General features: G+C 58.4%; 19 protein-coding genes. 6 read left to right on the top strand and 13 right to left on the bottom strand.

Features of this window, described 5'->3' with window-relative positions:
- Positions 1-1,017 carry a hypothetical protein gene (locus tag ACR0B8_RS07965; RefSeq protein ID WP_170359276.1) on the bottom strand — a complete coding sequence of 339 codons (1,017 nt, stop codon included), beginning with the start codon at positions 1,015-1,017 and terminating at the stop codon, positions 1-3.
- Between the two features lie 150 nt (positions 1,018-1,167).
- Here ACR0B8_RS07965 and ACR0B8_RS07960 point away from each other — a divergent pair, with 150 nt between their 5' ends.
- The 3 genes from ACR0B8_RS07960 to ACR0B8_RS07950 all read left to right on the top strand — a co-directional run bounded on the left by ACR0B8_RS07960 (position 1,168) and on the right by ACR0B8_RS07950 (position 3,685).
- Positions 1,168-2,094 carry a DMT family transporter gene (locus tag ACR0B8_RS07960; protein WP_170359274.1) on the top strand — a complete coding sequence of 309 codons (927 nt, stop codon included), beginning with the start codon at positions 1,168-1,170 and terminating at the stop codon, positions 2,092-2,094.
- Positions 2,091-2,753 carry a sulfotransferase family 2 domain-containing protein gene (locus ACR0B8_RS07955; RefSeq protein ID WP_226688245.1) on the top strand — a complete coding sequence of 221 codons (663 nt, stop codon included), beginning with the start codon at positions 2,091-2,093 and terminating at the stop codon, positions 2,751-2,753. The genes ACR0B8_RS07960 and ACR0B8_RS07955 overlap by 4 nt, the downstream gene beginning before the upstream one ends.
- 149 nt (positions 2,754-2,902) lie before the next feature.
- Positions 2,903-3,685, top strand: coding sequence for a Hint domain-containing protein (locus tag ACR0B8_RS07950; RefSeq protein ID WP_226688246.1), 783 nt, complete (start codon positions 2,903-2,905; stop codon positions 3,683-3,685).
- A gap of 66 nt (positions 3,686-3,751) precedes the next feature.
- On the opposite strand, the gene ACR0B8_RS07945 is transcribed toward ACR0B8_RS07950, so the two are convergent.
- The 8 genes from ACR0B8_RS07945 to ACR0B8_RS07910 all read right to left on the bottom strand — a co-directional run bounded on the left by ACR0B8_RS07945 (position 3,752) and on the right by ACR0B8_RS07910 (position 11,728).
- Positions 3,752-5,953: a 3-hydroxyacyl-CoA dehydrogenase NAD-binding domain-containing protein gene (locus ACR0B8_RS07945; protein ID WP_226688247.1), complete on the bottom strand. Its 2,202-nt coding sequence runs from the start codon at positions 5,951-5,953 to the stop codon at positions 3,752-3,754.
- The gene (locus tag ACR0B8_RS07940) at positions 5,946-6,434 is read right to left on the bottom strand and encodes a cupin domain-containing protein (RefSeq protein WP_170359268.1); all 489 of its coding nucleotides are present in this window, start codon (positions 6,432-6,434) and stop codon (positions 5,946-5,948) included. The genes ACR0B8_RS07945 and ACR0B8_RS07940 overlap by 8 nt, the downstream gene beginning before the upstream one ends.
- Complete coding sequence (locus ACR0B8_RS07935) at positions 6,434-7,645, bottom strand: acetyl-CoA C-acetyltransferase (protein ID WP_170349305.1); 1,212 nt, start codon at positions 7,643-7,645, stop codon at positions 6,434-6,436. Before ACR0B8_RS07935 ends, ACR0B8_RS07940 begins: the two co-directional genes overlap by 1 nt.
- A gap of 11 nt (positions 7,646-7,656) precedes the next feature.
- On the bottom strand, positions 7,657-8,295 hold the full coding sequence (locus ACR0B8_RS07930) for a glutathione S-transferase family protein (protein ID WP_170359266.1): 639 nt from the start codon (positions 8,293-8,295) through the stop codon (positions 7,657-7,659).
- 277 nt (positions 8,296-8,572) lie between these two features.
- Positions 8,573-8,785 carry a hypothetical protein gene (locus tag ACR0B8_RS07925; RefSeq protein ID WP_170349301.1) on the bottom strand — a complete coding sequence of 71 codons (213 nt, stop codon included), beginning with the start codon at positions 8,783-8,785 and terminating at the stop codon, positions 8,573-8,575.
- Positions 8,786-8,840: 55 nt separating this feature from the next.
- Entirely contained in the window at positions 8,841-10,622 is a 1,782-nt protein-coding gene (locus ACR0B8_RS07920) for an acyl-CoA dehydrogenase C-terminal domain-containing protein (protein WP_480658023.1), read from the bottom strand.
- A gap of 46 nt (positions 10,623-10,668) precedes the next feature.
- Complete coding sequence (locus ACR0B8_RS07915; protein ID WP_170349298.1) at positions 10,669-11,070, bottom strand: MerR family transcriptional regulator; 402 nt, start codon at positions 11,068-11,070, stop codon at positions 10,669-10,671.
- A gap of 289 nt (positions 11,071-11,359) precedes the next feature.
- Entirely contained in the window at positions 11,360-11,728 is a 369-nt protein-coding gene (locus ACR0B8_RS07910; RefSeq protein WP_170349296.1) for a MerR family transcriptional regulator, read from the bottom strand.
- A 113-nt stretch (positions 11,729-11,841) separates the two neighbouring features.
- On the opposite strand from ACR0B8_RS07910, the gene ACR0B8_RS07905 reads away from it, so the two are divergent.
- The 3 genes from ACR0B8_RS07905 to ACR0B8_RS07895 are packed head-to-tail and all read left to right on the top strand — an operon-like array spanning position 11,842 to position 14,102.
- Entirely contained in the window at positions 11,842-12,261 is a 420-nt protein-coding gene (locus ACR0B8_RS07905; RefSeq protein ID WP_170359262.1) for a PaaI family thioesterase, read from the top strand.
- Positions 12,261-12,779, top strand: coding sequence for a PaaI family thioesterase (locus ACR0B8_RS07900; protein WP_170359260.1), 519 nt, complete (start codon positions 12,261-12,263; stop codon positions 12,777-12,779). Before ACR0B8_RS07905 ends, ACR0B8_RS07900 begins: the two co-directional genes overlap by 1 nt.
- A 3-nt stretch (positions 12,780-12,782) precedes the next feature.
- A complete protein-coding gene (locus ACR0B8_RS07895) occupies positions 12,783-14,102 on the top strand; it encodes an MATE family efflux transporter (protein WP_170359258.1) in 1,320 nt (439 codons plus the stop codon).
- On the opposite strand, the gene arsC is transcribed toward ACR0B8_RS07895, so the two are convergent.
- Genes arsC through ACR0B8_RS07875 form a run of 4 tightly spaced genes read right to left on the bottom strand, consistent with a single transcriptional unit; the run spans position 14,099 to position 16,258 of the window.
- A complete protein-coding gene (gene arsC / locus ACR0B8_RS07890) occupies positions 14,099-14,440 on the bottom strand; it encodes an arsenate reductase (glutaredoxin) (RefSeq protein ID WP_170359346.1) in 342 nt (113 codons plus the stop codon). The two genes, ACR0B8_RS07895 and arsC, sit on opposite strands and share 4 nt — an antisense overlap.
- On the bottom strand, positions 14,437-15,495 hold the full coding sequence (locus ACR0B8_RS07885) for a quinone-dependent dihydroorotate dehydrogenase (RefSeq protein ID WP_170359257.1): 1,059 nt from the start codon (positions 15,493-15,495) through the stop codon (positions 14,437-14,439). The genes arsC and ACR0B8_RS07885 overlap by 4 nt, the downstream gene beginning before the upstream one ends.
- Entirely contained in the window at positions 15,492-15,923 is a 432-nt protein-coding gene (locus tag ACR0B8_RS07880; RefSeq protein ID WP_170359255.1) for a DUF1330 domain-containing protein, read from the bottom strand. Before ACR0B8_RS07880 ends, ACR0B8_RS07885 begins: the two co-directional genes overlap by 4 nt.
- On the bottom strand, positions 15,920-16,258 hold the full coding sequence (locus tag ACR0B8_RS07875; protein ID WP_170359253.1) for a DUF952 domain-containing protein: 339 nt from the start codon (positions 16,256-16,258) through the stop codon (positions 15,920-15,922). Before ACR0B8_RS07875 ends, ACR0B8_RS07880 begins: the two co-directional genes overlap by 4 nt.
- Positions 16,259-16,348 lie beyond the last annotated feature (90 nt).

The following is a 16,348-nucleotide window of genomic DNA, read 5'->3' as shown; positions in this document are numbered from 1 at the left end:
CTATTCGCCGCAGATATTTTGCAGCCGGACCCAATCGCGGTCCGGCAGTACCTGTTGCAAGGGGCGGCCCGCCATCGGGTCGGCCTCGATCAGGCCCAGAACCGTCTCACCCGTGACATCCACGGCATAGGCGTATGGTGTCGACGGTAGCGCGGCCTGGGCGAACACTTCTAACAGATCATCCTCGGGCAGAGACGGGCGCGGTTCGGACAGAACCTGTTCGGTGTAAGCGTCGATATTCGCCGGCGTCAGCTCTCCGGTCGTCAACAAGCGGAAAGCTGTTGTGGCGCCGGTGCGGTCCAGCAGATCATCCAGCGGGTCCTGCGCCTGCGTGCGGGCACGTTCGGCGATGACGTAGCCAGCTGCGACCGATGGGTCCTCGTGATCTTCGACCAGCGCCCGGTTCAGCAAAACGATCCCACCCGGCAGGCTAAGGCTTGTCTGCACGCCTGCGGGCAGAATGACGATTTTCCGAACGCCGGTGCGCGCGGCCAACTGATCAAGCGCTGCCTGCGCATCTTCGGACGTACAGGCCCGCCCCGAGACCCGCTCGATCCGCTGCAGGATGGTATTCCCGATATCCGCGCGTTTGATGTCAGGCACAACCGAGACGACATGGTTTTGCAGCGCAGCCGGCATCCAAAGCAGCAACAGCGCGGCAACGGCGGCCACCACACCCGCAACACTGAGCCAACGCAACCGGCCGGGATGCGGTCGCGCCCGGTCGATGGCGCGCTGCAGGCGGTCGATGGCCTCAATCATCGTGGTCTCGGTTTCCTCCAGCTCCAGCGTTTCGTCCGGGTCACCATCGGGGTTGAACAGTGCCGGAAAATCGCCGGGGTTCTGGCGCACCAACGCGGCCAGGGACCAATGAGTCAGCGCCTGTTCGTTGAAGTCCGAGATCGTCAGCGTGGCCTCACCAATCGACACCACCACCTCGCGCCGCTGCACATCGGGCGAGGGACGCCACAGACCGGTCGCTTCGATCCGCTGGTACTGTTTAAGTGCTGTCTTCAAGGTGAGGAATGCTCGTACTTATTTTGTTTCAGCTTAGCATGGTAAAATCCAAAGGCGCAAACCTGTTGCGCGCCGATTTGTAATTGTGCTGTATATCGCGACGCGCGGCAGATCAGAGTGTCACGCACCACTTTGCTACTGGGGTGCAAAATGCAGGCAGATACTCAGACCTCACCGATATTGGCCTCGGTCCTGATGGTCAGCGCCATGGCGATCCTTGGGGTCATCGACAACGTGGTGATCTTATTGGCCGAAACGATCGGCCTGTGGCAGTTCCACCTGATCCGCGCCCTGATGATGCTGCCTCTGATCGTCGTCCTGTCTTTGTTGGGAATGGGCAGCTTGCGCCCGCGGCGTTTGGGGCCAGTTATTCTGCGCAGTGTGCTGATTACACTGGCTTTGCTGTTCTATTTTGCATCACTGGCGCTGATGCCGATTGCGCAGGCACTGGCGGGCCTGTTCACATCCCCGATTTTTGTGATGTTGATCTCGGCACTGGCAATGGGGCAGAGGATCGGCCCCTGGCGCATTCTGGCAGTTGTAATCGGGTTCTCGGGGACCTTGTGCGTATTGCAACTCAACCCTTATGAGTTTGACGCCAAGACGCTGCTACCAGTGGCAGGAGGGTTATTTTATGCCCTCAGTTCCCTCGTCACACGCAGCCACTGCGCACAGGAAAGCACAGTCGCCCTGTTGGCGGCCATGATTATCACGCTTGGGCTTGCTGGGGCGATTGGGTTGGCTGTGTTCTCGTTCGTGCCACATTCCTTCCCCGACGGGTTCGTGACGCGCGGTATGGTCTGGCAGATGCAACCCGCGTTGATCTGGGTCGTCATACAGGCGGTCGGCTCAACCATTGCAGTCTTCATGTTGATCAAATCCTATCAGATCGGTGAGACCTCTTATGTAGCTGTGTTCGAATATTCGGTGATGATTTTCGGCCCGCTATTCGCCTGGGTGGCACTGAGTCAGACGATTGGTGTCATGCAAATTTTGGGGATTGGCTTGATCGCGGCAGCGGGTGCGTTGCTGGGCTGGCGCTCAAAGCGCGCGGCCGCGCTGGGAGAGGCGGCGTGATCATCTCGCGCGGGCGCGGCTATGTGTTCGTTCATATTCCCAAAACCGGCGGCACGTCTTTGGCGCAGGCGCTGGAAGCACGGGCGATGAAGGATGACATCCTGATTGGGGATACTCCCAAAGCTGTGAGGCGCCGCAATCGGGCCAAGGCGCTGAAGGGCAGGGGACGGTTATGGAAACATTCGACCCTTACCGACATTGACGGAGTTCTGTCGATCCCTGAATTGCAGGCTCTGACCACTTTCACCATGGTACGCAACCCGTGGGATCGGATCGTCAGCTATTTTCACTGGCTGCGCGCGCAAGGCTTTGACCACCCGGCGGTTTCGCTGGCAAAGGCTCTGACTTTTGACCAGTTTGTCTTGCACCCCGATACGACGCAGTCATTCCGACGGAACCCGGCGCGGCACTATATGACCCGTGCGGATGGAGTCGAACAATGCCGGTTCTACATTCGGCTGGAATACTTCGATCAGGACGCGGCCCCATTGTTCGACCATTTGGGTTTTCACCTAAGCCTACCCAGGCTCAATCGATCCGAGCGATTGGAAGATTACCGCGAGTATTATTCGGATCAGACCGCCAATGCTGTGGCCGAAGCCTGTGCTGAAGACATCGCTAGATTCGGCTATGCATTTGATGCGATTGACCTCGCATAGTTTCCAATTCGAGCCCAATTTTATTAATTTTCGCGGTGTTGTTTGGGTGTAGGTCGTTTATCGACCCCGAAATGTCCCAAATCTGGCCGTAATATGTCAAAAATAAGTCATCCCACTTAATCCTGTGTTAATCATCGAACGAAGTTGTAGTGAGTAAAGAGTGGGTTCGGTTCTTGTTGAAAGTAGAGAGTGTCATTGATTTTGCAGAGCGTTCTGAGTACCAGGGCACCGCTGAACCGCAGGCCGCGTTGAACGCACGCCGGGGCGGTCTGGTACATGGAACCAAGGTTGCAACCAAAGGTGGATGGAAGCTGGTAGAAGAGCTTCAGGTTGGAGACCTCATTCGTACATTGGACAATGGTTTCAAGGCGATAAATCGCATTGCGACGGATTGCATTACGGTGCCGCCCGATGAAACCAATGCCGATAGCATGCCGGTGCGCATACCTTCACATGCGGCCTACAATGGTCGGCCGGTCTGGCTGATGCCGGAACAGGGCGTGGCGTTGGATAACACCAAGCTGGACCATGATCCGATCGCGCTGCCGGTCAGCCTGCCTGTTGTTTCGGCAAGGTTGCTGAGCGGCATGTTTCGCATCACTTCGAATGTGCCTGCGTCCTGTTTCGATATCAGCACCCTGTTCTTCGATCAGGATGAGGTGATCTATATCGAGGGCGGCTTCCGGGCCTTCTGCCCCTCGGGGCGTTTTGGATCACGTAATGTCCATGGTAGGGCGTCATATAAGGTTGTCTCGGCCGAGGCCGCTGCGGATTTAATCTATCTGACCGGAAGACGTCGCGATATTGCCGTTCTGGCAAATTCACTGGGCTCGCTGCCTGCACCGATCTTTGATCACCCGATTGTACCGACCAGACCGGCCAGAGGCGCACGTCGTCCTGGGCGCCCGGGACGGCCCGTCATGATGATCTGACTGGGAAGCTGTATCTGAGACTGCAAAGTAACGCTGGCGCATGGGGGCATGCGCCAGCGTTTTTCTTTAGGCGGCTTTTGCTTCGGGGTTGAAGCGGCCGTAGAAGGATTGGCCTTTCTCAGCCATCTCACGCAGCAGCGGTGGGCAGGCGAAACGTTCGCCATAGGCCTCGGCCAACTGATCACAGCGCTCGGCCGCGTACGGCGTGCCGATGATGTCCAACCAGCTGAGCGGACCACCCGACCAAGGCGCAAAGCCCCAACCAAGGATCGCGCCCACGTCACCTTCGCGAATGTCTTCCAGAACACCTTCTTCCAGCGCGCGGACCGCTTCCAGAACCTGTGCGAACATCAGACGTTCCTGCACTTCGATCAGGTCAGGCTGGTCTTCCGCATGGGGATATTTCTCTTGCAGGCCTTTCCAGTATTCGACGCGCTTTCCCTTGTCGTCATAGTCGAAGAAGCCCGCATTTGCCTTGCGACCCAGACGACCCTGTTCTTCCATCCAGAAGATCAGATCGTCCGAGGGGCTTTCCGGGTAGGCATCGCCCATCGCCGCCTTGGTCGCGCGGGCAATCTTGGCCCCCAGATCGATCGAGGTCTCATCGGTCAGCTGGATTGGCCCCACCGGGAAGCCTAACTGACGTGCGGCATTGTCGATCAGCACAGGGTTTACACCCTCAGCGATCATCCGAACCCCTTCGTTGATGTAAGGAATGATGCACCGGTTGGCATAGAAGAAGCGCGCATCATTGACCACGATCGGCGTCTTCTTGATCTGACGTACATAATCCAGCGCCTTGGCCACCGCGCGATCCCCGGTTTCCTTGCCCTTGATGATTTCGACCAGGAACATCTTCTCGACCGGTGAGAAGAAGTGGATACCGATGAACTGTTCAGGCCGCGAGGATGCTTTGGCCAGATCGGTGATCGGCAGAGTCGAGGTGTTCGAGGCAAAGATACAATCCTCGGGGATGATCGCCTCGACCTTCTGGGTCATCTCGGCCTTCACGCCCGGGTCTTCGAAGACAGCTTCGATGATCAGATCGCAGCCCTTCAGGTGATCAAGATCCGGGGTCGCGGTGATGCGATCCAGCATGGCCTCTTTCTTTTCAGCCGTGACCTTGCCGCGCTTCATACCCTTGTCCAGATAGCTCTCCGTATAGGCCTTGCCCTTTTCAGCGGCTTCCTGATCGCGGTCGACCAGAACCACTTCCATACCTGCTTGAGCGCTGACCAGTGCGATACCAGCCCCCATCATACCAGCGCCCAGAACACCGACCTTTTTCACGCGCTGATCGGGCACATCCTTGGGACGCACCGCGCCTTTCTCCAGTGCCTCTTTGTTCAGGAACAGCGACCGGATCATTGCCGACGATGACGGGTTCATCAGGATCGAAGTGAACCACCGCGCCTCGATCCGCAGGGCGGTGTCGAAATCGACCAGTGCACCTTCGTAGATCGAACTCAGCAATGCTTTGGCTGCCGGGAAAGCACCCTGAGTCTTGCCGTTCACCATGGCGTTGGCACCGACGAATGTCATGAACCCGGCAGGGTGATAGGGCGCACCACCGGGCATTTTGTAGCCCTTGGCATCCCAAGGCTTGACCAGATCGGCGTCCTTGGCGTTCAGAACCCACTCTTTCGCCACAGCAACCGGGTCGTCCGACACAGCGTCGATCAGCTGCGCGCCTTTGGCCTTGGCCGGGTCCATCATCTTGCCTTCCAGCAGGACCGGGGCCGCTGCCATCGCGCCAACCATACGGCTGAAACGCATGGTGCCGCCGCCACCGGGGAAGATGCCAAGCATGATTTCCGGCAGACCAATCTTGGCCTTGGGGTTCGAGGTCATGACGCGGTGGTGACAGGCCAGCGCGATCTCGGTCCCGATACCGGCGCAGGTGCCGTTGATGGCACAGGCGATCGGCTTGCCGCCCTTCTTGGTCTTGGGGTCCATGCCCGCCAATTCCATCTTGCGCAGGATGTGGTGGCCGCCCATGACGAAGTCGAACAACGCTTGCGCTGGTTCCTCGCCCGCTTCCTGACGGATGGTGGCCAGCGTGTTCAGGTCCATACCGCCTGCGAATGAGCCTTCTTTGCCCGAGGTGATGACGATACCTTTGATCTCGTCATCGTTCAGGGCCTTATCGATCAGTTGGCTGACCTCCTGAAAGGCCTCGCGCGTCAGCACGTTCATGGATTTGCCCTGGGCATCCCAGGTAACAAAGGCGACGCCGTCCGCGTCTTTGCTCAGAGTGAAATCAGTCATTGTCATCTCCAATCTGGTCAGCCGTCAGCGGGCTGCCATCCTTGCGGGTGAAGGCGAATCCGTTCTCGTCATCCTTCACCATCATGTCTATGTCGCTGTAATAGCCGGTCTCGGTCGGGGTCCGTGTGCCCACCACCAGAAAGGTCGCGGGCGCACCGGTTTTGTTCACAAGGTGGTGGCCGTTGGCCTCACCTGCTGGCCAAGCGGCGCAGTCGCCGGGCTGCATTTCATGCTCGCCATCGTCATCTATCAGCACGCAGGTGCCGCTGAGCATGATGGCAAACTCGTCCTGCTTCATGTGGTAGTGACGCAGCGAAGACATGCCCTGCGGTTCCAGCCGCACGATGTTGACACCGTATTGGGTCAGCCCGCCCGCATCGCCCACACGCTGCACAAAACGACCGGCGGTCGCCTGCGCCAGTTTGCCGGGATAAGACGAGCCCCCCTTGAACGGGATCTGTGAGAGGTCCAGCTTGGGCATCAGACACGCTCGATAATGGTTGCCGCACCCATGCCGGATGCAATGCAGAGCGTGGCCAGACCGGTTTCCTTGTCCTGACGCTCCAACTCATCCAGCAACGTGCCGATGATCATTGCACCGGTCGCGCCCAGTGGGTGACCCATCGCGATTGAGCCGCCGTTTGGATTAACCAGAGCAGGGTCAACGTCAAAAGCCTGCTGGAACCTCAACACGACCGAAGCGAAGGCTTCGTTCACTTCGAACAGGTCCAGATCGCTAATCTTCATGCCATTGTCGGCCAAAATCTTCTCGGTCACCGGAACCGGGCCGGTCAGCATGATGGTCGGATCGGTACCGATCTTGGCAGTTGCCTTAATGCGCGCACGCGGTTTCAGGCCGTATTTCTCACCGAATTCCTTGTTGCCGATCAGAACAGCGGCAGCGCCGTCCACAATGCCCGAGCTGTTGCCCGCGTGGTGGATGTGGTTGATCCGCTCAAGATGCGGGTATTTCAGCATCGCCACTTTGTCGAAGCCGGGCATCTGCTCACCCATCATCGCGAAGGATGGGTTCAGCGAGCCGAGGCTTTGCATATCGGTTCCGGGGCGCATGTACTCGTCGCGGTCCAGAATGGTCAGGCCGTTCTGGTCCTTGATGGTGATGACCGATTTCTCGAACCGGTTGTCTTCCCATGCCTCTGCTGCACGTCTCTGCGATTCCACCGCCAGCGCGTCGGCGTCGTCGCGGCTGAAACCATACTCGGTCGCGATGATATCGGCCGAGATACCCTGCGGCACGAAATAGGTGTCCATCGCCAGCGTCGGATCAACGGCAATCGCGGCACCGTCACTGCCCATGGCCACACGGCCCATCATCTCAACACCGCCTGCGATATAGGCTTCGCCAGCGCCGCCCTTGACCTGGTTTGCCGCCAGGTTCACGGCTTCCATGCCGGATGCGCAGAAGCGGTTGATTGCCAGACCGGGGATCGACTGATCCAAATCCGATGCCAGAACCGCCGAACGTGCCAGACAGCCGCCTTGCTCCATCACCTGCGTAACGTTGCCCCAGATCACGTCCTCGACGGCGTGACCTTCGAGGTTGTTACGCTCTTTCATCGCGTTCAGGGTCAGGGCGGACAGGCGCACCGAGGTTACCTCGTGCAGGCTGCCATCCTTGCGGCCCTTGCCGCGCGGAGTGCGCAGGGCGTCATAAATGTAAGCTTCGGTCATGGGTCTTCTCCTTAAGCTCGATCCGACGGTTTGCCGGGCATCAGGTCATATGGGTGTTTCCAGCCGGGCTGTTCCGACAAGCGGGTCAGCCAGGCGTCGATATGGGGCCAGTCGGCGCGATCAAAGCCGAATGGTTCGGGGTAATAGAGGTAGCCGCAGCAGCTGATGTCGGCGTTGGTCACGCCATCACCGACGATCCAATCACGGCCGTCCAAATGGTCGTTCAGGATTTGATAGGCCGCTTTCAACCGACCTTGGTTAAAGGCGATGACATCCGGGTTGCGGTGCTGTTCAGGCAAGAAGTTGATCAGAAAGCGGGTCATCCCGGCCATCGAACTGAGCTTGTGATTGTCCCACAGAACCCAACGGAAAATCTCGTAATTCTCGTCGCGATCCTTGCCGCCGAACTTGCCAGATTTCTCGGTTACATAGGCCTGAATGGCACCGGATTGCGTGGTGCGGAAATCGCCATCGATCAGAACGGGTGCTTCGCCCATCTCGTTGACGTCGGCACGGTATTCGGGTGTGCGGGTCTGGCCGTTGAAGAAATCGACAAAGACAGGCTCCCAGTCCAATCCTGACATCTCAAGCGCCAGCGCGGCCTTGTAGGAATTTCCGCTTTCGCCGAAACAGTGCAGTTTGATAGTCATGCGATCACCCCTCCCGTGGTGTGCGTGGTCAGGTCGGATTCGAGTATTTTTGAAAAGATGAAGACTTCGCGTTCACTATTTATCAACCTTGTTCCTTTGATATGGCCGAGCGGTACAGGCTGGAGAGCCGATGACCGTAAAAGGTGAAGTCGTTCCTGTCCTGATGGTGAGTGCGCCCGGTGGCAGGGACGCATCACATTTTCATCTTTTCAAAAATACTCCCGCCGGAGGCGCCCAACCTCGAGTTGAGCGCGTGCAAATATCTGTTGCGCTTTAATCATCGCTTGCGCGCCTCAAGCTCAGAATTGAATTCGCGCAGCCTTCGGGTCAGCTTGTCCTCATTGATCACACTGTTGAAATTCTCGAACAGAAAGGATAGCGCCTCACCTTCGTCCAACCCGGCCTCGCGCGCAAAGCCGCGCAGTTTGCGATAGCTGTCCTCGGTCATAGCGACCGGAAAGCGGCGGGTCAGGCGAAAACGTTTTGGCATTGTCTCTCTTTCGAAAGTCCGGCCTCGGGGGTAGGACCCCAAGGCCGGGCTATGTTCAGAAGTTGGCGGCCTTCAGCGACATGACCGTTTCTGCGCCGGTCTGGATGCGCGCCAGATGCATGCCCGTGGCGGGCAGGCGGCGCGCCATGTAGAATCGACCGGTGTTGAGCTTGGTCTCGTAGAACTCTTTGTCCGACGCACCACCATCCAGCGCGTCCTGCGCCGCCTTGGCCATCTGCGCCCACATCAGGCCCAGGCAGACATGGCCGAACATGTGCATGAAGTCGTACGAACCTGACAAAGCGTTATTGGGGTTCTTCATCCCTTCCTGCATAAAATACATGCCGGCAGCTTGCAGATCCTTGGACGCGGCCTTCAGCGGTTCGATGAACGCTTTATCATAAGCCTCATCCTTGCCGCCGTTTTCCTTGCAGAAGGTTTTCACCATCTCGAAAAACGCCATGACGTGCTTGCCGCCGTCCTGCGCCAGCTTACGACCGACCAGGTCCAGCGCCTGAACGCCATTGGCACCTTCGTAGATCATCGCGATGCGGGCGTCGCGGGTGTATTGCGACATACCCCATTCTTCGATGTATCCGTGGCCGCCATAGACCTGCTGCGCCTGAACGGTCATGTCGTAGCCTTCGTCCGTCAAAAAGCCCTTGATAACCGGCGTCAGCAGCGAGATCAGACCGTCCGCGTCCTTGTCACCTGAGCGGTGCGCCTTGTCGATCATCGTCGCGCCCCACAGGATGAACGCGCGGGCCCCTTCGGTGAAGCTTTTCTGATCCATCAGATTGCGGCGAATATCGGGATGAACGATCAGCGGATCGGCGGGACCGTCCGGGTTCTTCACCCCGGTCACATCGCGACCCTGCAGGCGGTCCTTGGCGTATTCCAAGGCGTTCTGGAACGCAGCCTCGGCCTGAGACAGACCCTGCATGCCGACACCCAAACGCGCCTCGTTCATCATGGTGAACATGGCGCGCATGCCCTTGTGTTCTTCGCCCAGCAACCAGCCGGTGGCCTCGTCATAGTTCATGACGCAGGTCGAGTTGCCGTGGATGCCCATCTTCTCTTCGATCTTGCCGACCGAGACGCCGTTGCGCTCACCCAGTGACCCGTCTTCGTTCACGATGAACTTGGGCACGATGAACAGCGACACGCCCTTGATACCCTCGGGACCGCCGGGAATCTTGGCCAGCACCAGATGGATGATGTTGTCGGCCATGTCGTGATCGCCGGCCGAGATAAAGATTTTCTGGCCGGAAATCTTATAACTGCCATCGCCCTGCGGTTCTGCTTTGGTGCGCATCAGGCCCAGATCGGTGCCGCAATGCGGTTCGGTCAGGTTCATGGTGCCGGTCCATTCGCAACTGACCATGTTGGGCAGGTACTTGTTCTTCTGCTCGTCCGAGCCATGCGCCAGAATGGCCGAGGCCGCGCCATGGGTCAGGCCCTGATACATTGTAAAGGCCTGGTTTGCGCCCGAGAACATCTCGCCCACAGCCGTGCCGATGACGTAGGGCATGTTCTGCCCGCCATACTCTTCGGGCATGTCGAGGCCGGTCCAGCCGCCTTCTTTCATCTGCTCGAACGCGTCCTTGAAGCCTGTGGGCGTGTACACGATGCCATTTTCCAACCGGCACCCTTCGGTGTCACCCACCACGTTCAGCGGGTGCAATACGTTGGTCGCGACCTTGCCGGCCTCTTCCAGAACGGCGCCGGTGAATTCGGCTTCCAGCTCACTATAACCCGGAATATCCGAGTCTGAGATTTTCAGAACATCGTGCAGAATGAACTGAGTGTCTTTTGTAGGCGCGTTATAGACGGGCATTTGAAGCTCCCTTAAATTCAGATGTCCGGGGATTGGGCCGCCAGAGTTACTCGGCGGCTTTGTTCTCGTTCTTCATCGAGGCGATGACTTTTTCGCCCCAGCGCAGCTGTTCTTTCAGATCGTCAATGGCTTGCGTCAGCTCTTCGCGGCGGGCTTCCATATCTGCCAGACGTTCCCGTGCGATTTCAAACGTACGGGTCATCTGGGTCATTTGCTGGTCGCCCACATGGTACAGGTCCAGTAGCTGCCGGATCTCTTCCAGGCTAAAGCCAAAGCGCTTGCCGCGCAGGATCAGTTTAAGGCGCGCCCGGTCACGTTTGGTGAACAGACGTTTCTGGCCCTCGCGGATCGGAAACAAAAGTTCCTTGGCCTCGTAAAATCGCAAAGTGCGCGGCGTGACATCATATGTCTCGCACATTTCACGGATGGTCATCAGATCTTCGGTCATGGTTTCAGCACTCTTGTCACTGGCGTCTATCAAAGTCAGTTGCGCAGTTGATGCGCACGTTACAACACGTAGATGACGTTCACGTAATGCAAACGCTACGTCACTATGAAAGTTGACGTAGCATCCTCTCGCGTCAAGGTACGGTTAACGCCCAATTGAAAACGTTACGTAACGGAATTTAGCTGTGGGGCGGGGGCTGACGCCTAACGGTCAGACAGTAATTCTGACGCAGCGCTGCGCTTGCAGAATGTTCTAAAGGTTAAAAATGGCCAGTTGATCCTGTCGAAGATCAACCCAGAGATTTAGCGGTCTGGTCGCGCAGGCGTTGGAGTTCTTCCATCGCCTCGTCCAGTTGCTGACGCTGTTTTTGCAGTTCAGGCATCTGCCGGTCGGCCAGTTTTATAAACTCGGCCATTTGCGCCTGATCCCCCTGATCTTCATAGATCAGCAGCCACTGGCGAATCTCTTCCAGCGAGAATCCAAACAGGCGCCCACGCATGATCAGTTTCATCCGCGCGCATTCCCGCGGCCCATAATAACGCGAGCGGCCTTCGCGTTCGGGCTGCAGCAGTTCGATATATTCGTAATAACGCAAAGTGCGCTTGGTTACGTCGAACTCTTCGCACATCTCGTTTAATGACAAACGGTTGTCAGTCATTTGTTGTCTCCTCAGCAGCAAACTAGGGCGTCGTGGCGGCAAGCGCAACAGGCGGTCTTGCTCTTTTGCAAAGCGCAGGCTCATAAAGGACGGAATCCAAAGGACACGCATACATGGTCGACAAAGTAGAGATTGCCCGCCAGTTCATTGAGGCGATTCCGCATGCCAACGCACTTGGTCTGAAATTGACGACCATCAGCGATGGCGAGGCTGAAATTTCAATGCCGTATAATGCGGATCTGATCGGAGACCCCAGAACTGGCGTTATCCATGGCGGCGCTGTGTTTGCCGCCCTGGACACATGCTGTGGGGCGGCCGTTATGTCCCATCCGTCTGCTCCGGGCGGGACGGCCACAATTGACCTGAGAATTGACTATATGCGCGCGGCGACGCCGGGGCAGAGCATTACGGCGCGTGCGACCTGCTATCACATTACGCGCAATGTTGCTTTTGTTCGGGCGACCGCGATGGACGACGATCAAGAACGCCCGGTCGCAACAGCGGCAGGCGCCTTTACGGTGGAGGGATTGTAATGGCGCGTCCCCGACCCGAACCCATGCAGGTGGTCAAGCAACGTCGCGACGCGGCCCTGAAGGCGATTGTCGACGGAGTTCCTTACATCCGCTTTCTCAATATCACCTTCGACCGACGCGGCGATGAGCTGACTGGGGTGCTGAACTTTGACGACAAGCTGATCGGAAATCCATTGCTGCCCGCGCTGCATGGCGGGGTTACAGCCGCATTTCTTGAGGTGACGGCCGTCATCACGCTGAGTTGGGAACACTTCTTTCCCCGCATCGAAAGCGGTGAGATCGACGCCGAAGATTTGTTCAAAGCCGATGCGGTGAGATTTCCAAAAACCGTTGATTTCACGGTTGATTACTTACGCTCTGGCCTGCCGCGGGATGCTTATGCGCGCGCCTTTGTCAGCCGGTCCGGCAGGCGCTATGCCTCGGTCCGGGTCGAGGCCTGGCAGGACAATCACGCACGACCCATCGCCCAGGCCACGGGGCATTTCCTGATGCCGCAGCCGAAAGCGGAAAGAGAGTAACCCGTGACGCAGCACGCCTCGGCACCCCTGACACATACGCGGGTGTTGAAAATCGCCGTTCCGATTGTGCTGTCGAATGCCACGGTTCCGATACTTGGCGCTGTGGATACCGGTGTAGTCGGTCAGATGGGGTTGGCTGCGCCCATCGGGGCCGTCGGTATGGGCGCGGTTATCCTGTCCGCGATCTATTGGATCTTTGGCTTTCTGCGCATGGGCACGACCGGTCTGGCGGCGCAGGCGCGCGGGGCAGGGGATACGGCGGAAACCGGTGCGCTATTGATGCGCGGGCTGCTGTTGGGCGGCGCGGCGGGGCTGTTCTTTATTCTCACACAAGTCGGGCTGTTCTGGGGGGCGTTTGCCCTGTCACCCGCCAGCCCCGAGGTTGAGGCGCTGACGCAGGATTACCTGCAAATCCGCATTTGGGGTGCCCCGGCAACCATCGCGCTTTTTGCCGTTACGGGTTGGCTGATCGCGATAGAGCAGACACGGGGCGTGTTCCTCCTGCAGGTTTGGATGAACGGGCTGAACATCTTGCTGGACTTGTGGTTCGTGCTTGGGTTGGGCTGGGGCGTCGAAGGCGTAGCCCTAGCTACCCTGATCGCGGAATGGACCGGGCTGGCGCTGGGCCTGTATCTGTGCCGCGAAGCGTTCACAGGGAACCAATGGCGCGACTGGCCACGTATTTTCGACGCAGCGCGATTGCGCCGGATGATGCAGGTGAATGCTGACATCATGATCCGATCTGTTCTGCTGACGGGCGCGTTCACGACATTTCTGTTCGTTGGGTCCGATCTGGGAGACGTTAACCTGGCTGCCAATCAGGTCTTGCTGCAATTTCTTGAGATCACCGCATTTGCCTTGGACGGCTTCGCCTTTTCCGCCGAGGCTCTGGTCGGCAGTGCCGTGGGCGCGCGGAACCGGTCTCAGGTCCGGCGGGCGTCAATCATGGCGTCCCAATGGGGCGTAGGTGGGGCGTTCCTGCTGGGGGCTGTGTTCTATTTGGCCGGGCCTGCGCTGATCGATCTGATGTCAACCTCGGCCGAGGTGCGCGCGGCGGCGCGAGACTATCTGATCTGGGCCGCGCTGGCCCCGGCAATCGGGGTGGCAAGCTGGATGTTCGACGGCATCTATATTGGGGCCACCTGGACGCGTGCGATGCGCAACGCGATGGTTCAATCAGTTGCGATCTATGTGGCGGCCCTGTTCCTACTGGTGCCGGCCTTTGGTAACCACGGCTTGTGGGCCGCGCTGATGGTTCTGAACATCGCGCGCGGCGTCACCATGGGCTGGCGCTATCCCAGGCTGGAGGCACAGGTGGCCTAAATCAGCGTCAGTAGGTTTTCGGGTGGGCGTCCGATGGCAGCCTTGTCACCTGCGATTGCCAGAGGGCGCTCGATCAAGATGGGGTTCTCGGCCATTGCGGCGATCAATTCATTAGCAGGGGTTGATTTGGTCAGACCCAGTTCTTTGAACTGTTTCTCACCCGTGCGCATCATGTCTATGGCGTTGACGCCGAGTTTGCCCAGCACTGTACGCAGCTCTTCGGTCGAGGGTGCGTCTTCCAGGTATTTCCGAACCTCGACCTGCGCGCCATTCTCTTCCAGCAGAGCCAGCCCGGCGCGGGATTTCGAACAGCGCGGGTTGTGCCAATATGAAATCAAAGCCAATCCTTTCGTTTACTTCCAACTGCTTGCGCGACGTTGTTGAATCCATCTCGTTCCAGCAATTTATCGAGACCTTGCGCGATATCTGCGGCCAGAGAAATACCGCCATACACCAACGCGGTATAAAGCTGCACGGCGGATGCCCCGGCGCAGATCTTGGCATACGCCTGTTCCGCGTTGCTGATACCGCCCACGCCAATCAGCGGGATTTTGCCCTGGGTCAGCTGGCTCAGCTGTGCCAGAACACGTGTCGATTTTTCGAATAAGGGCGCGCCGGACAGGCCGCCGGTTTGACCCTTATGCCCACTGCGCAGCCCATCGCGGGACAATGTAGTGTTGGTTGCAACCACCGCGTCAACGCCTGTTTCCTTCGCCACATCGGCGATGTCCTGCAATTCGGCCTCGGTCAGGTCAGGGGCAATTTTCAGGAAAATGGGTAAAGGCCGGGACAGACCGTTGCGAGTTTCGATCACGCCGCCCAGCAATGCGCCAAGCGCGGCCTTGCCCTGCAGGTCCCGCAGTTTCTCGGTGTTGGGGGATGAGACATTGACCGTGGCGAAATCCAGATGCTCGGCGCAATGGGCCAACACCTTGGCAAAGTCTCCGGGGCGGTCGTCACTTTCCTTGTTCGCACCTAGGTTCAACCCGATGATCGCATTCTTGGGACGGTCGGCCAGACGGCGCGCCATGACCTCCATGCCTTCGTTGTTGAAGCCAAAGCGGTTGATTGCGGCCTTATCTTCGGTCAGGCGGAACAAGCGAGGTTTGGGGTTGCCGGGCTGCGGGCGTGGTGTAACAGCGCCCACTTCGATAAAGCCAAAGCCTGTGCGTGAGAGGGGGGTCAAAACCTCTCCATTCTTGTCAAACCCCGCAGCCAGACCGACCGGGTTGGGCAGGTCCAGTCCAGCTACGTGAGTTTTCAGCCGCGGCGATATGACCGGCCCGGGCATCGGGGCAAGCCCGGCCTTCAACGCCTTGATCGACATGCCATGGGCGGCTTCGGGGTCCATCTTGTGCAGGACCGCCAGCCCCAGTTTCTCGGTCAGTTTCATCCGAAAGTCTCTCCACCTTTGGCCGGGGCGCAGCGGATCAGGCGCGAAGTTGCAACCGCCGCCTGCCTGTGAATAACCGCAGCCTGATAATCCGGGTCGGTCACCATTTCCAAAAACGCATGTGCAGTCGGATAGCGGGCGATAAATACCTCATCCCAATCTTCGTCCTGCGGGCCGATCAGAGTGGTCTGAAACGCGCCGCGCCACAGGATCGACGCCCCAAGGCGCGCAATAATCGGGGCGGTTTCCGCGCCGTAATTTCGATAAGCCTGCGCGCCGGTCAGCCCGGCATCCGCCAGTTCGTGGCCCGTCGGGTATTCGGCCAAGTCGCGAAACTTGACCAGATTCAACATCTCGATCGGATGATCACGGTCCAGGGCCTTGAACGCTTCAAACTGGGTGCGGTCAGGGTCGACGAAAGACCTCATTCCATCCCCTCGGGGAATTGGTGGGCTTGCCCGTCAAAGGGCAGGGGGCGCGACCAGACGACATCTGTCATGCGGATCTGCCGGTAAAGATGCGGGAACAAGGCGTCACCGCGCGAGACCTCCCATTTCAGATCATCGCCCATGGCATCGGCATCGCAGGCCAACAAGGTCAAACCTTCGACACCGGCAAAGTGTTTGGCTGCGGTCTCAGCCGCCTGTTGGGCGGTCGAGAAATGGACATATCCGTCAGACACATCAATCAGTGCGCCGTCCGAGGCACCCTGATCCTGCAGTGCGGCCCATTCCTCGGCCCTGAATATCTTGTAAATCAGCATGAGGTGGTGATGCCCCGCGTGACGGGCAGAATCAAGACGGATTTCCCCCTTTGACTCTTCTTGTTGGCGGGCGCACCATCACGCCAAACA

The sequence above is a fragment of the Ruegeria sp. BH6 genome (assembly GCF_056538105.1).
This window is presented reverse-complemented; position numbering and strand designations above follow the sequence as displayed.